The organism is Streptomyces albicerus (assembly GCF_008905045.1).
Lineage (GTDB): Bacteria > Actinomycetota > Actinomycetes > Streptomycetales > Streptomycetaceae > Streptomyces > Streptomyces albicerus.
Genome location: NZ_VWMY01000009.1, coordinates 101,878 through 119,062, shown reverse-complemented (window position 1 = coordinate 119,062; position 17,185 = coordinate 101,878). Strand labels below are relative to the sequence as shown.

The following is a 17,185-nucleotide window of genomic DNA, read 5'->3' as shown; positions in this document are numbered from 1 at the left end:
CGGCTCCGGGGACGCCCGGAGCCGACCGGCGGAATCTGTGCAAGGGCGGTCGAAACGGTTGCGGAGGCCGCGGCCCATCGAGCACGATGCCTAGAACAACCCCAAGTCCCTGAGCAGACAACCGCATTGGACCGCTGTCCTACCGCCATTGGTCGATACCACGCGCACTCCCCGAGTGCGCCGGGGCGCCGACCGGCGGACGAGCCAGAAAGCGGCGCTACCCCCCGGCGCCGCTCCTCAGGCACCGGCGCTGCCCTGACGTCGGTGCTGACCACGAAGGGCCCCGCGGATCCGTCCCGTGGGGCCCTTCGCCTGTCTGCCTGCCTGCCTGCGTTGCGGTCCTGCTGTCCTGCCGTCCTGCTGTCTTGGGGGGTGAGTCAGCCCGTCGATTTCGCCTTCTTCAGCTTCGCGAGCTGCGCCTCGACGATCTTTTCCGGGACCTCCACCTTGTCCGCGTCCAGCATGTTCATCGAGCTGAAGGCCGCCAGGGTCGTACCGTCGCGGACGACCGTGTACGCGGCCGGGACCTTCGCCCCCTCGATGGAGGCGACCAGCCGGAACGCGACGGACTCGTCGCCCAGATCCGGGTCGGCCAACGCCCTGACCCCGGTGTACTTGTAGCCGACGTACTGGTAGGCGGTGCACTCGCCCGTCGCCTTGCGCAGCCCGTCGAGCACCTCGTCCGCCTCGCCGGACCCGTACGAGAGGAGGGCGAGCGTGGTCACCGAGGCGTCCGTGTCGTCCTCGGCGTGGACGCCGCGGCTGACGGCGGCACGTGAGTCCGGGTCGGTGGTGAACAGGAACATGTCGGCGACAGGCTGGCACTTGGCCGGGCCCGCCGGAACGGACTGCCCCTGGAGGTCGGCGGACCCCGCCCCCTTGACCTCGTAACCCTTGACGTCGCCCGTCGCGAGCGCGGCCTGCTTCAGCTGCGCCTCGGTCAGGGGCCGGTCCGCGTCCCGGGTGTCCTGGGTGTCCCGAGCGGGCGACTTCTCCTTCGCCCCGTCGGCCGCGGGCCTGCTCGCCGGAGGCCGCGACGGCTTCTTGCCCTTGTCGGCAGACTTCTCCGCACCGCCTCCGCCGCACGCCGCCGTGAATCCGAGGGCGGCCGCCACCGATGCGGCCACTACGGTCCGCGAGATCCTTGCTGTATTCATCTCCGTTGTACTCATGTCCGCGACACCGTCCCACAGGACTCCGTCTCGGAGTGCGTGATGTCCCGGCTTCGGTCGTACGGGTCGGTCGTGGGCCCGGTCGGGGGCGCGCCCGTGGGGCCGGTCGAGTCGAAGTGCGGGTGCAGGAAGCCGTCGTAGATGTCGCAGGCGGAGTTGGCGAGGTCCTGGTCGTAGCGGAGGACCAGGAGCCTGCCCGGGGTGACCCGGTACTTCGCGGGGTCGGGCAGCTCCAGGTCGAGGACGCGGCGGACGATGGTGCGCGACACCTCGGTGGCGTCCGGGTCGGCCGGGGCCAGCGCATAGACGAAGGTGTAGTCGGCGTGGACGGCGACGGCCCCGTCCCGGCCCGCCTTGAAGGTCGTACGGCCACGGGTTTTGACCACGTCGCCGACGAGCCGCACCTCGTTCGGGTCGAAACGGCTGATGAGCCGGAGCGGGTCGTGGTCCTCGTCGGGCTTGCGCAGCGAGGACTTCACGTCGTCGAGCAGTTCGGGCTGCTTGGGGTCGAGGACCTTGTCGAGCACGGTCTCGGGGGTGCCGCCGAGCAGGGTCCTGCGGTCGAGGTTCGCGTCCACGAGCAGGGCCTTGGTCTGCCGCAGGGCCTGGGCGACCTGGTCCTTGCTGTGCGAGCCGACGGGCTTCGCGTCCGGCAGGACGATTCCGGCGGCGCCGTCGGCGTACCGCTCGGCCGGGGAGCCGGCGAACGGCTTGTCCAGCGTGGGCGTTCCGGGCGCGGAGGACGGGGCGGCGGTCGGGGGCGCGGTCTCCTCGGGCAGCGGGGCCGCGGACTCCGTGCCCGTGTCCGTACCGAACAGGTCACCCGGCAGCAGGGACGGCTTCATGGCCACCACGGCCACCGCGATCGTGAGCGGTACGCCGATGATCGCCCATATCTTGCGGCGCCGGGCCGCGCGCCCTTGTATGTCCTGCCGGGCGGGGCCCGTACGCCAGCCCGGAGGCAGTTCGCCGCGCGCCTCCTGCTGCCGCAGCCGCTCGGTCACCATGCGGGCGCGCGCGGACGGCTCCTTGGGCGCCTCGGATGTCCGGATGTCGCGCTCGCTGTCCTGCACGAACCGTTCCCACACGTCGTCCGGAATGGACGACTCGGACTCTCCGGATGCTCCGGGCGTTCCGGACGCCCCGGACTGCTCCGACGGCTCGGACGGCTTCTCGGCCACGGCGCTCGCGCCTCTCCCCCACGATCGACAGTCGAACGAGGGTCAGTTCTAAGGCGTGGGCAAGGAAGTTCACAAGTCGAGCCAGGATGTGACCCAGCCCACATAAGAATTCTGTGAGTTCGAGGACAACCCTTCACAGGGGTCACAGGTCTCACTTGCGGAACCAACGGCCTTTCCCGCGACCGCCACGCGGAGGCCTCCCAAATTCTCGTGCCGCGATGTTGCGGCACACCGGACTTACCGAGGTCTTCATGAAGCTTCGCCGTGTCATGGCCGCTGCGGCCACGACGGCAGTCATAGCCCCGCTCGCACTGCTGTCGGCTCCGGCCGCCTTCGCGACGGACCCGTCCGCAACCCCGAGCCCGTCCACTTCGACGTCGGCGAGCCCGTCTCCGTCCGTGTCCGAGTCGGCGAGTTCGTCCGCTCCCACGCCGAGCACCTCCGCGCCCGCGTCGCCGAGCGCGTCGGCGCCGTCCCCGAGCGCGTCCGCTTCCGAGTCCAGCCCGGCGCCGAGCACCTCCGCGTCCGCGTCGGAGACCCCGGAGCCGGAGCCGTCCTTGTGCGAGGACACCAAGGTCGACGTCAGCATCACCGGCCTGCCCGGCAAGATCGCCGTGGGCAGCGGCTGGCACAAGTTCTCGCTGAACGTCCTCAACTCCTCGGACTCGACGCTCCAGGACCTCGACTTCCTCGCCGGCGCCTCCTCCGACGTGGACGGCGCGGACCTCTTCAAGAGCAAGCAGGTTCAGCTCCAGGCCTGGAACCCGGACGCCAAGATCTGGGAGAACCTCGACGAGGAGGGTTACGCGGTCGGCTTCGTCGGCTACACCGACGAGCTCAAGCCCGACTACGAGGTCAACGTCCCGCTGCGCATCAACGTGAAGTCCAGCGCCCCGGTCGGCGCGGGCTTCTCGCTCGGCGCGACGATCTACGGTGACAACGACGCGGAGTGCACCGGCTTCGGTGAGGTCGCGTACAAGTTCCAGATCGTCGCCGCGGGTACGGACACCGACGGCACCAAGCCGCAGGAAGGCGGCAAGGCTCCGGTCTCGGACCAGAAGCCGGACAAGAGCAACACTCCGCAGGTCGACGGCAGCCTCGCCGAGACCGGCTCCAGCTCCGCCCTGCCGACCATCGGTCTCGTCGGCGGTCTCGCCATCGCGGCCGGTGCCGGTGCGGTGTTCGTCGTGCGCCGCCGGAAGGCCGGGGCCGAGGTTTAAGACGCGTAGGGCGTAACCGCTTCACGCGACCAACGCTTCACGCAAGCGACGAAGGACCTGCGCTCGGAGGGGGGTGCAGGTCCTTCGTCGTTCCCGGTGACTTTCCTGGTGATTTTCCCGGTGGCTTTCCCGGGGTTACTTCTTCGGCGGCACCGTCGGCATCCCCAGGAACGGCAGTCTCAGCGCGCCGAAGGCGTCCGCGGGGACGGCCGGGGAGTGGGGCTCGACGGGCTTCAGACGCTCGTACGCGGCTCCCGGCGCCGGACGCGGGTCCGTCTCGCCCTTGTTGGGCCAGTACGACATCGCGCGCTCGGCCTGCGCGGTGATCGTGAGCGAAGGGTTGACGCCCAGGTTCGCCGAGACCGCGGCGCCGTCCACCACCGAGATGCCCGGGTGCCCGTACAGCCGGTGGTACGGGTCGATGACGCCCTCGTCGGCGGACGCGCCGATCGGGCAGCCGCCCAGGAAGTGGGCGGTGAGCGGGGTGCCCATCAGCTCGCCGACGTTCGAGCCCGCGAAGCCGTTGATGTCCGCGGCGATCGCGGAGGCGGCCTCCGAAGCGGCCTTGATCTGCTTGGGGTTGGGGGCGCCGTGGCCCTGCCTTGCCGTCAACAGGCCCTTGCCCGCGCCCTTCGGCTTCAGGAAGGTCGTCAGGGAGTTGTCGAGGGACTGCATCACCAGGCCGATGATGGTCCGCTCCGACCAGCGGCGGTTGGAGAGCGAGCGGGCCACGAGGAGCGGGTGCTTCACCGAATGGGCCAGCCAGCCCGGGACCCTCGACGAGCCTTCCGCATAAGGGACTTGGAGGATGGACAGGCCGCCCATCGAGTTCGAGCCCTTGCCGTAGCGGACGGGCTCTATGTGGGTGTTCTCGTCCGGGTGGATGGAGGACGTGATCGCGACCCCGCGCGTGAAATCGACCCTCGCCTCGCCGGTGACCTTGCGGTAACGGCGGTTGTCGGTCTGCGCGCCGACCAGCGCCTCGGAGTTGGTACGGGTCAGCTCGCCCAGCTTGTTCGAGATGTACGGGAGCTGGCCGCCCGCCTTCATACGGTGCAGCAGGGTCTGCGTGCCGTACGTACCGGCGGCGATGACGACCCGGCGGGCCTTGAAGGTACTGCCCTCGCCCTTCCGCTTCTGTTCTGTCGGGAGCGTCGCCACGGCGTACCCGCCCTGCGAGTCGTCCGTGACGGACACGACGGTCGTCATCGGGTGGACGACGGCGCCCGCCTTCTCGGCGAGGTAGAGGTAGTTCTCGTTGAGGGTGTTCTTCGCGCCGTGCCGGCAGCCGGTCATGCACTCGCCGCACTCGTTGCAGGCCTTGCGGGCGGGGCCCGCGCCGCCGAAGTACGGGTCCGGCACCTGCTCGCCGGGGTTGGCCTTCGCCGAGCCGTCGGCGTCCTCGCCGTCCCCGAAGAACACGCCGACCGGCGCCATGTGGAAGCTGTCGCCGACGCCCATCCGCTCGGCGGCCGCCTTGAGGTGTACGTCGGACGGGGTCATCGTCGGGTTGAGCCGTACGCCGAGCATGCGCCGCGCCTGGTCGTAGTACGGCGCCAGCTCCTCCTGCCAATCGGTGATGTCACGCCACTGCGGGTCCTCGAAGAACGGCTTCGGCGGTACGTAGAGGGTGTTGGCGTAGTTGAGGGAGCCGCCGCCTACGCCTGCGCCCGCGAGCACCATGACGTTGCCGAGGAGGTGGATGCGCTGGATGCCGTACATGTTGAGCTTGGGAGCCCATAGGTAGTTCTTCAGGTCCCAGGAGTTTTTGGGGAGGGTTTCGCGTGTGAAGCGGCGGCCGGCTTCCAGGACGCCTACGCGGTAGCCCTTCTCGGTGAGGCGTAGGGCGGTTACCGAGCCGCCGAAGCCCGAGCCGACCACGATGACGTCGTAGTCGTAGGACGCGTCTTGCTGCCGCACGTGGTCTCCTCGCTGCGGGCCGTCTGTGGTTGCTCGCGCAGTTCCCCGCGCCCCTGACGGGGCGCCTACCGGAACCGGAATGCCTTCATGAGCCGCAGGCTTCGGCTCATGAACTTCGCGTAGCTCTCGTCGTCCATGCCCAGGGACGGGGCCATCGGGAGCAGTCGCTGCTGGGCCACCGTCTGGGCCTCGGTGTACTTGAGGATGCCCTCGGAGCCGTGGCGGCGGCCGAGGCCGGAGTCCTTCATGCCGCCCATCGGGGACTGGACGCTGCCGTACGCGGGCGCGTAGCCCTCGTTGACGTTGACCGTGCCGGTGCGCAGCCGGGCCGCGACCTCGGCGCCGCGTCGGCCGTCCTTCGTCCAGACCGACGAGTTGAGGCCGTACGCCGTGGAGTTGGCGAGTGCGACCGCCTCGTCCTCGTCCTTGAAGCGGTAGACGGAGACGACCGGGCCGAAGGTCTCCTCGTTGCAGACGGCCATCGGCGCCTCGACGCCGTCGAGGATGGTGGGCTCGAAGAAGTACGGGCCGATGTCCGGGCGTGCGACGCCGCCCGCGACGAGCTTGGCGCCCTTGGCGACTGCCTCCTCGACGTGCCGGGTGACTGTCTCCAGCTGGCGTTCGCCGACCAGTGAGCCCATCTCGGCGCCGTACGCGAGGGACTTGCCGAGCCGCATCGCCTTCGTACGGGCGGCGAACCGCGCCACGAAGGCGTCCGCGATCGACTCGTGGACGTACAAACGCTCGATGGAGATGCACAGTTGACCGGCGGACGAGAAGCAGGCGCGGACCGCGCCGGCCGCCGCCTTGTCGACGTCGGCGTCCTCCAGGACCAGCATGGCGTTCTTGCCGCCGAGTTCGAGCGAGACGCCGACCAGACGGGCCGCCGCTCCCTGCGCGACCTCGCGGCCCGTACGGGTGGAGCCGGTGAAGGAGACGTAGTCGGCGTGCTTGACGACCTCCGGGCCGACGACCGGACCCTCGCCGAGGACGACCTGGAAGACATCGGCCGGCAGGCCCGCCTCGATCAGCAGGTCACGAGCCCAGAGGGCGGTGAGGCAGGTCTCGGTGTCGGGCTTCATCACGACGGCGTTGCCGGCGACGAAGGCGGGGAGCGCGTCGCCGACGGAGAGTTCCAGCGGGTAGTTCCAGGGGGCGATCTGACCGACGACGCCTCGGGGGTGGCGCAGTTCGGTGACCTTGGTGAGGGTCGGCATGGCGCCCGCGTGCCGCTTGGGCTTGAGGTAGGAGGGGGCCCTGCGGCCGTAGTGGCGGGCCGCCACGGCGACGGCCTGGACCTCCTCGTGGGCGTGCAGGCGGGCCTTGCCGGTCTCCAGCTGGATCAGGTCCAGCACCTCGGCCTGGCGGGCGAGCACCAGGTCGTGGAAGCGGAGGAGCACGGCGGCGCGCTGCCTGACGGGGGTCTGGGCCCAGACGGACTGGGCGGCGCGGGCCCGCTCGTAGGCCTGTGCCACGTCCTCGGGGGTGGACTCGGGCAGGTCGGCCAGCTTCTCGCCGGTGAACGGCGTGTGGTTGGCGGTGCGGCCCGAGCCGACGACGCCCTTGGTGAGCTGGGCGATCAGCTCCGGCGTGACCACGTCAGCAGCTGTGCGGGCGCCCTCGGGGGCGGGCGCGAGGGGGTTGGTGCCTGTCTTTTCCGGGGCCTGTGCCGGGGCCTGCGAGTCCGTCATGAGCCGCAGGGTATGCCCGGCCGGGCGCTTTGGGTACCCGTCGGTAATAGGGTTTCACCGAGTACACACATGGCGCCAGTGATCACTGGCAATGAACGGCCTGATCAGGGGGTTGTCCGGCGACGATCAGGAGCCGGCCGAAAAATCGGAGCGCGGGGACTACTGCCGCACTCCTCCGATCTCGAGTCGGTCACGCGCCCCCTTGAACACCGCCGTGCCCCGTTTCTCGTCCGCCGTCCCCTTCGGCATGTCCACCCGCAGCTCGTAGAGCCGGCTGTCGTCGGTGAGGATCATCAACTCCATGACGCGGATCAGCGTGCCCTCGGTGTCGTAGGTGGTGTCGACGAGCACGGCCTCGTTCCCGTGGAAGGACGTGTTCGTGTACTGCGTGTTCGACTCCCCGTATCCCGCCCAGGTGTCGGCCGAGTCCTTCGCCTGGCCCATCGGTGAGCGCGGTGCCTTGTCCCACTGGGTGAGCCGGACCTGGATGACGTCGTCGTTGTCGTAGATCGCCATCCGGGGCTGGTCGTCGGCGCCGCCCTGCTCGTGGAAGCGTACGTACTGTCTGGGGAGGGAGAGGACGGCGTTCAGGTCCTTCTCCTCGTGGGCGATCCAACTGTCCTTGGGGGAGGTTGAGTTCTGGCCCGCCGTCGTGGGCGCCGACGGATCGCTTCCTGCGACGGCTGTGCTGTCGTCGTCGGTGAGCGAGATGCCGAGCCAGACGCCGCCCGCTATGAGGAGGGCTCCGGCGAGGGTGCCCGCGACCAGGCGGGCGGTGGAGCGCTTGCGCTTGGTGGGTACGGCATGGGGCTGGGTGTCCGCCGACGGGGCGCGGGCGTCCGGCGGGGTGGGCGCGTCCAGCGGGGTGGGCAGCTGAGACGAGGTGGACGTCTGCCGCGCGTCGGGGGTCTCCTCCGAAGCCGGGGGTTTCGCCGGGGCCGGGGTCTCCTCCGGGGCCGAGGTCTCCTCCGAGGTGGGCGGCTCCTGCGAGGTGGGCGGCTCCGGCCCATCGGCCGCCTTGACCGGGGCGGGCGCCTCCGGCTTGTCGGGCGCCTCATCCGATTTGGAGGGCCGACTGAGATGTACCGTCCCCGCGTCGTCCGCGAACTCCCGGAGCAGGGACGCGTCTTGTGGGAGCGTCAGGTCGCCCCGCGGCGCCGGCCATCCCTCGGCCACCGCCTCCAGCGCCGATGTGACCTCCTCCGCGTCCGGTCTCTCGGCGGGGTCCTTCGCCAAGAGCCGTACGATCAGCGGTCCGAGGGGCCCCGCCTGCCTGGGTTCCGGCGGCTCGGCGGACAGGATCGCGGCGAGGGTGGACTCCAGCGTCGTACGGCGGAACGGGGACCAGCCCTCGACCGCCGCGTACAGGCAGACGCCGAGGGACCACAGGTCCGCGGCCGGTCCGGCGCCGCGGCCGGACATCCGCTCGGGGGCGATGAACTCGAGGGAGCCCACGAACTCCCCGCTCATCGTGAGGGATTCCTCGCCCTGGATGTGCGCGATGCCGAAGTCGGTGAGCACGACGCGGCCGTGCTGTCCGAGGAGCACGTTGGCGGGCTTCACGTCACGGTGCACGATGCCCTTCGCGTGCGCGGCCTTCAGGGCGCCGACGACGGCGAGGCCGATCCGCGCGGACTCGGCGGGCGGGAGCGCGCCGCGCTGCAGCACCTCGTGGAGGGACTCGCCGCGGATCAACTCCATGACGATCCAGGGGAGTCCGTCCTCCACGACCACGTCATGGATCGCGACGGCTCCCGGGTGGTCCACGCGCGCGGCGGCCCGCGCCTCCCGGTGCAGCCGGTTGTACGCGCGCTGGTGGGCCGCGTCCTGCGGATCGCCGGGCAGGCGTGGCTCCTTGACGGCGACCTCCCGCTCCACGAGTTCGTCCACGGCCCGCCATACGGTGCCCATGCCGCCGGAACCGATGCGCTCGGTCAGCCGGTAGCGACCACCGATCAACCGCCCCCCGTCATCGCTCATGTCCCATCAGTACCGTGCGGAGTCGGAACTTGTCGACGTCAGTCCTTACTTGTCGACGTCAGTTCTTGGGGGTCGACGTCAGTTCTTGGGGCCGGTCCTGGGCGTCAGTCCTTGGGAGGAGTCCGGTTCTTGGGCAGTGTCCAGCGTTCGGGGTGCTTGGGAAGTGCCGTACGTCCCACCGCCGCCGCGAGCTTGCGCAGCCGGCGCCAGTCCATGGGCGGCATGGTCTCCGGGACGCCGGGCCGGTTCCGCGGGACGCGCACGCGCAGCGCGCCCGGCTCGATGCGGCACCGTACCGGCGTGGGCAGGACGAGGGCCTCGCCGTCCACGCCGACCTCGATCTCGGAGCGGTCGGCGTCGACGACCACCTCGCGGGCCGTCAGCACCGTGAGCCCGGCGGAGTGCAGCCCCAGCACCAGCCCGGCGGCCTCGGCGGCTCCCTCGACCTTGACGCCGAGGACGCCCAGCACACCGGACTCCAGGCGCTCGCGGTATCCGAGCCCCACCGGATCGTCCATGCGGTAGGGGTTGTTGCTCACGAGCAGGGCCTGTGGTGCGTCGATGACGGCCTCTCCCGCCTGGCCGGCCTCCCCCGCCTGGCCCGTCCCCGCCATCCGGGCCGTCAGCCGCGGCCCGCGCTGGTGCGTGAGCAGCTCCGGCAGCAGCTCCAGCGTCGTCCCCACCTTGTCGTCCCGGTACGCGGGGCTCTGCACGACCGCCGCGTACGCCCCGAACGAGGCGTTGTTGACGAAGGGGTGCGTGTCGGCGAAGCCGAGGTCCACGCGGAGTTCGACTCCTTCGTCGGTGAGCGCGTCGAGGCCGGCGGCGGGGTCGTTCCGGTCGAGCCCGAGGTCCATGGCGAAGTGGTTCCGGGTCCCCGCGGAGATGACGAGGAACGGCATCCCGTGCTCCGCGGCGACGGCGGCGACGAGCGCCTGCGTACCGTCCCCGCCCGCGACACCGAGCAGATCGGCCCCGTCCGCGACGGCCCGCCGGGCGAGCGCGGTGACGTCCTCGTGCCGCTCGGGGTCGAGGAGATGGACGCGCGCCCCGAGCTTCTCGGCCTTCTCCCGCAGCCCGAACCGCTCGACCTTCCCGCCCCCGGAGCGGGGGTTCATGATGAGAAAGGGCCTGGTGGGAGCGGGAGTCCGGTACTCGGGCACGCGCACGACATGCGACTTGGTCGTGCTGAGCGCGAACTTCCCGGCCCAGACGGCGCAACCCCACAGTGCCAGGGACACGACGACGACCCACAGCAGGTTCGCGGCGGCGAAGAACCAGACGACGACGGCGGGCGTCACGAGGGCCAGCACCCCGGCCGCGGCCCGGGCGGGCCCTCGGATGGTCAGCACCCACCAGAGTGCGGCCACGGTGACCGCCGTACCGAGCACGCCGACCGCGACGAGCAGCAGGCTCGCGGCCCTGGCATACCCGAGCGGCAGCAGCACGGCGAGACCGGCGGCCGCCAGGGCGCTCCGCGCCGCCCACCGCTGCCGGGCGTGCGCCCGCCCGTCCAGATCCAGGACCACGCCCACCGCCTCCCTCCACGTCAGGGCAGCAGTATGCCGTTCCTGGAACGAGCTTGACCTTTGGTTGACCTTGACCTCAGACTCCAGCTTCAGCTCGACATCACCGAAGGAACATTCGAAAAATGAAGAGATTCACGCTGCCGCGCACCGGCGTCGCAGCCGTCGTGTCGGTCCTCTCGCTCGCCCTGGTGACCGGCTGCTCCGACAGCGGCTCCGACTCCGGGTCGGACTCGAGCTCGGGCGACAAGGCTGCGGGCACCAAGGAACCGGCCGCGGCAGCGAAAACCCTCAGCGACAGCGAGCTGGAGAAGCTGATCATCGCTACGGCCGACGTCAAGGGCTACAAGGTCGGCCCGGCCGACCAGTCCGAGGCGTTCGCCTCCTCCAAGAAGGACATCAAGGTCGCCGACGAGAAGTGCGCGCCTCTCGCGTACGTCCTCACCGGCTTCGCGCCGGGCGACTCGGCCTCGTACGTCAACCGCATGGCCCAGGAGGACCCGGCGGCCAAGGCGAGCGCGTCCCCCACCAAGGACATGGAGGACATGACCCCGGAGGAGCTCGAGGAGGCGATGAACTCGATCACCGACGCCCTCGGTTCGACGATGACCATCGTCTCGCTGTCCTCGTACGAGGGTGACGGCGCGAAGGAGACCATGTCCGCGGTCTCCGCGGCGATCGACGGCTGTGGCAGCGGGTTCACGGCCACGGCCGGCAAGGAGCCCCAGAAGTTCTCGAAGGTCGAGGGGGAGAAGGCCTCCGGGAACGGCGACGAGTCGGTGGCGTTCGCGGTGACCGCGGACGCCGAAGGTGACCCGGTCGTGCACGCGGAGGTCGCGCGGCACGGGAACACTGTCGCCACGTACTACTCGATCAGCATCGCGGCCTTCGCCGATGACGCCAAGATCTCCGACTACGACGTACCGGCCGACCTCATCAAGGCCCAGGCGGCCAAGCTCGGCTGAGCGGACGCCCGTTGAAGGGGCACTCGTTGGGAGGGCGGGCCCAGTTCGCGGGCCCGCCCTCCCGCGGGTTCACAGCTTGTTGATGTCCAGGTTCGCGATGGCCGTCTTGGCGACCTCGCGGCCGCGCTCGGTGAAGTCGCCCTTGCCGGGGTAGCCGATCATGAGCTTGTACATGTCGCCGGACTTGGTCTTGTAGTAGAGGACCTGGAGCTCACGGGGCAGCGGGTTGTCGGTGTCCGTGGTCGAGTAGACGACGGTGTTCCGGGCGGCCTTCCGATCCTGGTACTTGGTCTCCTCGGGCTCGCTCCTGGGAACGGGTTCGGCGGCCATGCCGAGGCTGTAGACGCCGCTCTTCTTGTACGTGTCGTTGTCCTCGTACATCTCGGCCGCCGCCGTCTCGGCGATCCCGCCCGAGGTGTCCTCGGCTTTCTTGTCCACGCTCAGGCTGATCCAGAGGGAACCGCTCAAGTCGGTGTACTGGACCCAGTGTTCGTCCTCGGCGGCGTCGGCCTTGGGCACCGCCTTCCGGTAGCCGTGCGGTACGGCGACCGTCGCCCCCAGGGCCTTCACGTCCTCCGTCTTCCAGCCGTCCGGCAGCGGTCCCGCGAACGGGTTCCCGAACTGCAGGAACGCCGCCACCACGGCCGCCGCGACGACCGCCGCACCGATCCCGATCCACCCCTTGCGGCCGAGCCGGCCGCTACGTGTCGATTTGCCGCCGGGACCCGCGATCTGGACCACCTGCGTGGGCGCGGGCTCGGGCGGCCGCGCGGCCCGCTCCAGGAGCCCGCGCACCTGTGCGGCGTTCGGGCGCCGGGCGGGATCCTTGTCGAGGAGGCCGTTGATCGCCTCGGCGAGCGGTCCCGTGGCCGCGTTGGGCGCGGCCGGCGTCGCGTTGAGTACGGACTGGAGCGTCGCGGGCGTGTTGTTGCGGCGGAACGGCGAGACGCCCTCCGTGGCCGCGTACAGGACGACGCCGAGGGACCAGAGGTCCGAAGCGGGGCCCGGCCGCTGCCCCAACACCCGCTCCGGCGCGATGAATTCGGGCGAGCCGACGAAGCCGCCGGTGTCGGTCAGGTTCGTCTCGCCCTCGATCTGGGCGATGCCGAAGTCGGTGAGGACGACCCGGTCGTTGTGGCCGAGCAGGACGTTGTCGGGCTTGACATCGCGGTGCAGGATGCCTGCCGCATGGGCGGCCTCCAGCGCGCCGAGGACCTCGAGGCCGATTCTCGCCGCTTCCCGCGCCCCGATCGTGCCCTCCTGCAACGCGTCGCCGAGCGAACGCCCCCGCACCAGCTCCATCACGATCCACGGCTGGCCGTCCACGACCGCGACATCGTGCACGTTCACGACCGCCGGATGGTCGAGCCGGGCCGCGGCGCGTGCCTCGCGGCGCATCCGCTCGAAGGCGTTGGCGCGTTCGCGATCGGGAAGATGGTCCGGCAGGCGGGGCTCCTTGACGGCGACCTCCCGGTCCACCGTCTCGTCCTTGGCCCGCCATACGGTGCCCATGCCGCCGTGACCGAGCTTGCCGAGCAGCCGGTAGCGGCCCGCGATCAGCCGCCCCGTGCCCGGGTCCTGCGGCGCCTGCTGCTCCGGCACGACCTGGGTGGGCGCGGCGTACGGGTTCCCGGGGTGCGGCACGGCGACCGGCTGGCCCGGCGGTTGCAGACCGAAACTCGTTGGCTCGTCAGGCCCGTAGGGGGCTCCCCCGCTGCTGCTCATGAGTCCATCCTTATCGCGGCAAGCGCTTCTGCTTCCACCCTGGGCGCTTTCCAGTCACAGACCCGTGACGCACGCGGTCGCTTATCTCCCGTTTACGTACGGATCCCCTTTACACAGGGATGCATACGGATACACAGGGGCACATACGGGTGCTCACGTCCGTACGAAGGTGTCGACCGCGACGTCGAAGTACTCCCGTGCCTCCCGCGCCTTCCCGACCGGCGCCGACACCCACACGTCGTACATCCGGCCGCCCTCCTCCCAGCACAGGTCGTACGTGTGCCGCGCGCCCTCCGCCTTGCTGTAGCCGTTCCAGGTGAACTCCCAGAGCGCGGCGGTCCGTCCGGAGTGCGTGGTCTCGGTGACGCGCCCGTCGCGGTAACCGGGGTTCGTGTCCGGCCCCTTGGCGTCCGCGCGGCCCATCACCGCGAGCGGGCCGCCCGGTTCGGGGTCGGACACCTTGATCCCGATACGGAAGGTCTCCCCCTCCGACAGGTAGAAGACCCGCTCGCCCTGCGTATCGCGCGTGAAACCCTCCGGCACGGCGAGTGAGAAGCCCGCCGGGTCCTGGGCGAGGCGGTAGCCCGAGGGCGCGGTGCGGACGGTGGAGGGCGAGGGCGAGGACTGGGAGCGGGTGACGGTGACGGTGGGCGCGGGGCTCGCCGTCGGGCCTGTCGGACTCGTCGGCGCGGAAGCCGTACGGGAGGAGGACACGGAACTCGTGGGCGGCGTCGGCCCGTTGTCCTCGTCGTCGCTCATCAGCAGCGCGGCCGCCGAGACTCCCGCCCCGGCCATCGCGGCGACGAGCGCGGCCGCGATGAGCACGTTCCGCATCGAGGAGGGCGCGGAGAGCGGGGCCGTCGAGGGTCTCGCCGGCGGTGTGACGGGCGAGTCCGGCGGCGTCTGTGCGGGCACCGGCTCCCGCCTCGGTACGCCTCGCTGCGTCGGCGTGTAGTCGGACGGCACTGGTGGCATACGGCCCGTGGCGAGGAACGCCCGCAGCAGCCGCTCGGCCTCCACCGCGTCGAGCCGCCGTTCGGGATCACGCTCGAGAAGCCCGCGTACGACGGGAAGCAGGGGCGCGGCAGCGGCGGGGGGACGTATCTCGTCGACCACCACCGCGTGCAGGATTCCGCCCAACGAGTCGCGGCGGAAGGGAGATTCGCCGCTCAGGGCCGTGCAGAGCAGCGCGCCGAGCGACCACAGGTCGGACTCGGGCCCGGTCCTGACGCCGGACATCCGCTCGGGCGCGGTGTATTCGGGCGAGCCGACGAACGACCCGGTCTCGGTGAGTGTCGTCGCGCCCGCGACCTGGGCGATCCCGAAGTCGGTGAGTACGACACGGCCCTCCGCGGTGAGGAGCACGTTCGCGGGCTTCAGGTCACGGTGCAGAACGCCGGCGTCGTGCGCCCTGCGCAGCGCGCCGAGCAGATCGATCCCCATCCGCGCCACCTCGGCCGCGTCGACGGGCCCGCGCCGGGAGATCCGCTCGGCGAGCGAACCGCCCTCGATCAACTCCATGACGATGTACGGGCGTTCGTCCTGCTCGACGACGTCGTGCACGACGATGATGTGCGGATGCCGCAGTTGCGCGACCGCGCGCGCCTCACGCAGGGTCCGCTCACGCTGCAGCCGGGACTCCTCCGCCGAGAGCGAGGTGTCGAGGGCCAGCTCCTTGACCGCGACCTGCCGGCCGAGCAGCTGGTCCGTGGCCCGCCATACGACGCCCATGCCGCCCCGGCCGAGTCTGGCCTCCAGCCGGTAACGGCCCGCGATGACGCGGACATGCTCCCCCTCGGTCCCCATGCGCCCCATCATGCCCCACCGGACGGAGGGCCTCCGGGACAGTGCCGACAGGGTGGCCGACAAGCGTCGTTCGAGACTCCGTACAGACTCCGTACAGGGTCACCGGGCAGGTTTACCGGGCCGGGGGCCGCCACCCGCGCAGGATCACGTCGAACCGGTCCCTCGCGGTGTCCCAGTCCGCCGCGGGCGCGGACATGTAGATCGCGTACTCGACGCCGTCACGGCCGAGATACGTCTGCTCGATGGCCCGGCGCGGCCCCGGGAACTCGGTGTCCTTCGGCAGCGCGGTCCAGGTGAAGTCCCACAGCGCGCCCGGGCGGTCGCGGAAGGTGTTCTCCTCCAGACCGACCCGCCGGTAGTCCTGCAACCGCTCCAACTGCTGCTCCAGGTCGAGCAGATGCATGTACGGGGTGTCGAAGTCCGGGGAGTCGTCGATGGCGATGCGGACGAAGTGCTCGCCGTTGTCGGGCGTGTAGTCGATCTGCTCGCCTTCGACCTGCCGCTGCCAGCCCTTGGGCAGGACGAGGCTGAAACCCTGGACGTCGTCGACGCGTTCCCAGCCGTCGGGGACGCCGCCTGTCTGGCTGTCCGGGGTCTGGTTCCCCTGTTCCTCCTCCGTCGAGGACGGGGAGTTCGTGGGAGACGGGGAGGAGGACGGGGACGACGAGGACGTGCTCCCACCGGCCCCCCATCCGTCCGCGTACAGCATCGCCGCGGCGCCCCCGCCGCCGACGAGCGCGGCCAGCACCACGACAAGGGCGATGGTGCTGAACCGGCGGCGCTTCGGCCTGCCGGACACCGGCTGGTTCACGGTGACTGCGGCCGGGTCGGATGCCGGGTGGGGCGCAGGGTAGCCGTGAACGCCGTAGGGGGCGTGGGGGCCGTAGGTGCCCTGGGTCCCGTGGCTGGCCTGGGTGCCGTGGCCGCCCTGGGTCTCATGGCCGCCCTGGCCACCTTGGGTGCCGTAGCCGCCCTGGGCGCTTTGGCCGCCTGGGGGCCCGTAAGCGCCCGGAGGGCCACCCGGAGTACTGCCCGGAGTGCCGGGATTGCTGGGGGTGCCCTGTGTCCCAGGTGTCCCGGGCTCCCCAGAAGGGCCCTGGCTTCCCTGACTTCCCTGTGTGTTGGCCACATGTTGCGTGGGCACATAGGCCTGCGCCGAGCTCGGCGTACGCCCCTCCGCGGCCTCGGCGAGCATCTGCTCGGCCTCCTCCGCGCCGGGCCGCTCGGCGGGATCCTTGCGCAGCAGCGCGGTGATGACGTGCTCGAGCGGACCGGCGTGCAACAGCTCGTCGGGCTCCTCGCCGACCACGGCCTGCATGGTGGTCAGCGGCGTCGTCCGCCGGAACGGCGACCTCCCCTCGACCGCCGTGTAGAGCGTCGCGCCGAGCGCCCACAGGTCGGCGGAAGGGCCGGGATCGTGGCCGCGTACGCGCTCGGGCGCCAGGTAGTCGACCGAGCCGACGATCTCTCCGGTGCGGGTGATGGTCGTGTCGCCCTCGACCTGCGCGATCCCGAAGTCGGTGAGCAGGACGCGCCGGTCGTTGGAGAGGAGGACGTTGCCCGGCTTGACGTCCCGGTGCAGTACGCCGGCGGCGTGCGCGGCCCGCAGCGCGCGCAGCACCCACAGGCCGACCCGGGCCGCCTCCCGGGGCTCGACACGCCCCGACTCCTTGACCGCGTCGGCGAGCGAGTGGCCCTCGACCAGCTCCATCACGATCCACGGACGGCCGTCGTGCTCCAGCACGTCGTGCACGGTGACGACCGCCGAGTGGTTGATCCGGGCGGCCGCGCGCGCCTCCGCCCGCGTACGGGCGAGGAGTATGGGCTGGTCGCCGTCGGAGACGTAGAGCGCGGCCGTCAGCTCCTTGATGGCGACGGCACGGTGCAGCACTTCGTCGTGTGCGCGCCACACCCGGCCCATGCCGCCACTGCCGATGGAGTCGACGAGCCGGTAGCGCCCCGCCAGAAGCAGGCCCTGCATCTGATTCACGTTTCCCCG

At 70.9% G+C, this 17,185-nt stretch carries 12 protein-coding genes; 2 read left to right on the top strand and 10 right to left on the bottom strand.

Features of this window, described 5'->3' with window-relative positions; all coding sequences use genetic code 11:
* Nucleotides 1-377: 377 nt before the first annotated feature.
* The 3 genes from GAS53_RS09800 to GAS53_RS57975 form a co-directional block, all read right to left on the bottom strand.
* Nucleotides 378-1,157: a hypothetical protein gene (locus GAS53_RS09800; RefSeq protein WP_225858838.1), complete on the bottom strand. Its 780-nt coding sequence runs from the start codon at nucleotides 1,155-1,157 to the stop codon at nucleotides 378-380.
* An 11-nt stretch (nucleotides 1,158-1,168) separates the two neighbouring features.
* Nucleotides 1,169-2,353, bottom strand: a complete 1,185-nt coding sequence (locus tag GAS53_RS09795; protein WP_404829198.1) for a hypothetical protein — start codon at nucleotides 2,351-2,353, stop codon at nucleotides 1,169-1,171.
* Between the two features lie 151 nt (nucleotides 2,354-2,504).
* Nucleotides 2,505-2,924: a hypothetical protein gene (locus GAS53_RS57975; protein WP_318721774.1), complete on the bottom strand. Its 420-nt coding sequence runs from the start codon at nucleotides 2,922-2,924 to the stop codon at nucleotides 2,505-2,507.
* Here GAS53_RS57975 and GAS53_RS09790 point away from each other — a divergent pair.
* On the top strand, nucleotides 2,911-3,573 hold the full coding sequence (locus GAS53_RS09790) for an LAETG motif-containing sortase-dependent surface protein (RefSeq protein ID WP_318721771.1): 663 nt from the start codon (nucleotides 2,911-2,913) through the stop codon (nucleotides 3,571-3,573). The genes GAS53_RS57975 and GAS53_RS09790 overlap by 14 nt on opposite strands.
* A 135-nt stretch (nucleotides 3,574-3,708) precedes the next feature.
* On the opposite strand, the gene GAS53_RS09785 is transcribed toward GAS53_RS09790, so the two are convergent.
* The 4 genes from GAS53_RS09785 to GAS53_RS09770 all read right to left on the bottom strand — a co-directional run bounded on the left by GAS53_RS09785 (nucleotide 3,709) and on the right by GAS53_RS09770 (nucleotide 10,693).
* On the bottom strand, nucleotides 3,709-5,493 hold the full coding sequence (locus GAS53_RS09785) for a GMC family oxidoreductase (protein ID WP_151477073.1): 1,785 nt from the start codon (nucleotides 5,491-5,493) through the stop codon (nucleotides 3,709-3,711).
* 65 nt (nucleotides 5,494-5,558) lie between these two features.
* The gene (locus GAS53_RS09780; RefSeq protein WP_151477072.1) at nucleotides 5,559-7,184 is read right to left on the bottom strand and encodes a succinic semialdehyde dehydrogenase; all 1,626 of its coding nucleotides are present in this window, start codon (nucleotides 7,182-7,184) and stop codon (nucleotides 5,559-5,561) included.
* Nucleotides 7,185-7,343: 159 nt separating this feature from the next.
* Complete coding sequence (locus tag GAS53_RS09775; protein WP_151477071.1) at nucleotides 7,344-9,164, bottom strand: serine/threonine-protein kinase; 1,821 nt, start codon at nucleotides 9,162-9,164, stop codon at nucleotides 7,344-7,346.
* Nucleotides 9,165-9,268: 104 nt separating this feature from the next.
* Nucleotides 9,269-10,693 carry a diacylglycerol kinase family protein gene (locus GAS53_RS09770; protein ID WP_404829197.1) on the bottom strand — a complete coding sequence of 475 codons (1,425 nt, stop codon included), beginning with the start codon at nucleotides 10,691-10,693 and terminating at the stop codon, nucleotides 9,269-9,271.
* A gap of 122 nt (nucleotides 10,694-10,815) precedes the next feature.
* Between GAS53_RS09770 and GAS53_RS09765 the strand changes: the two genes are divergently transcribed.
* Entirely contained in the window at nucleotides 10,816-11,655 is an 840-nt protein-coding gene (locus tag GAS53_RS09765) for a hypothetical protein (protein WP_151477069.1), read from the top strand.
* Nucleotides 11,656-11,724: 69 nt separating this feature from the next.
* Here GAS53_RS09765 and GAS53_RS09760 read toward each other — a convergent pair whose 3' ends face one another.
* The 3 genes from GAS53_RS09760 to GAS53_RS09750 form a co-directional block, all read right to left on the bottom strand.
* Nucleotides 11,725-13,380: a serine/threonine-protein kinase gene (locus GAS53_RS09760; protein WP_192583045.1), complete on the bottom strand. Its 1,656-nt coding sequence runs from the start codon at nucleotides 13,378-13,380 to the stop codon at nucleotides 11,725-11,727.
* A gap of 153 nt (nucleotides 13,381-13,533) precedes the next feature.
* Complete coding sequence (locus tag GAS53_RS09755; RefSeq protein WP_151477068.1) at nucleotides 13,534-15,186, bottom strand: serine/threonine-protein kinase; 1,653 nt, start codon at nucleotides 15,184-15,186, stop codon at nucleotides 13,534-13,536.
* A 112-nt stretch (nucleotides 15,187-15,298) separates the two neighbouring features.
* Nucleotides 15,299-17,167 carry a serine/threonine-protein kinase gene (locus GAS53_RS09750; RefSeq protein WP_151477145.1) on the bottom strand — a complete coding sequence of 623 codons (1,869 nt, stop codon included), beginning with the start codon at nucleotides 17,165-17,167 and terminating at the stop codon, nucleotides 15,299-15,301.
* Nucleotides 17,168-17,185: the final 18 nt, after the last annotated feature.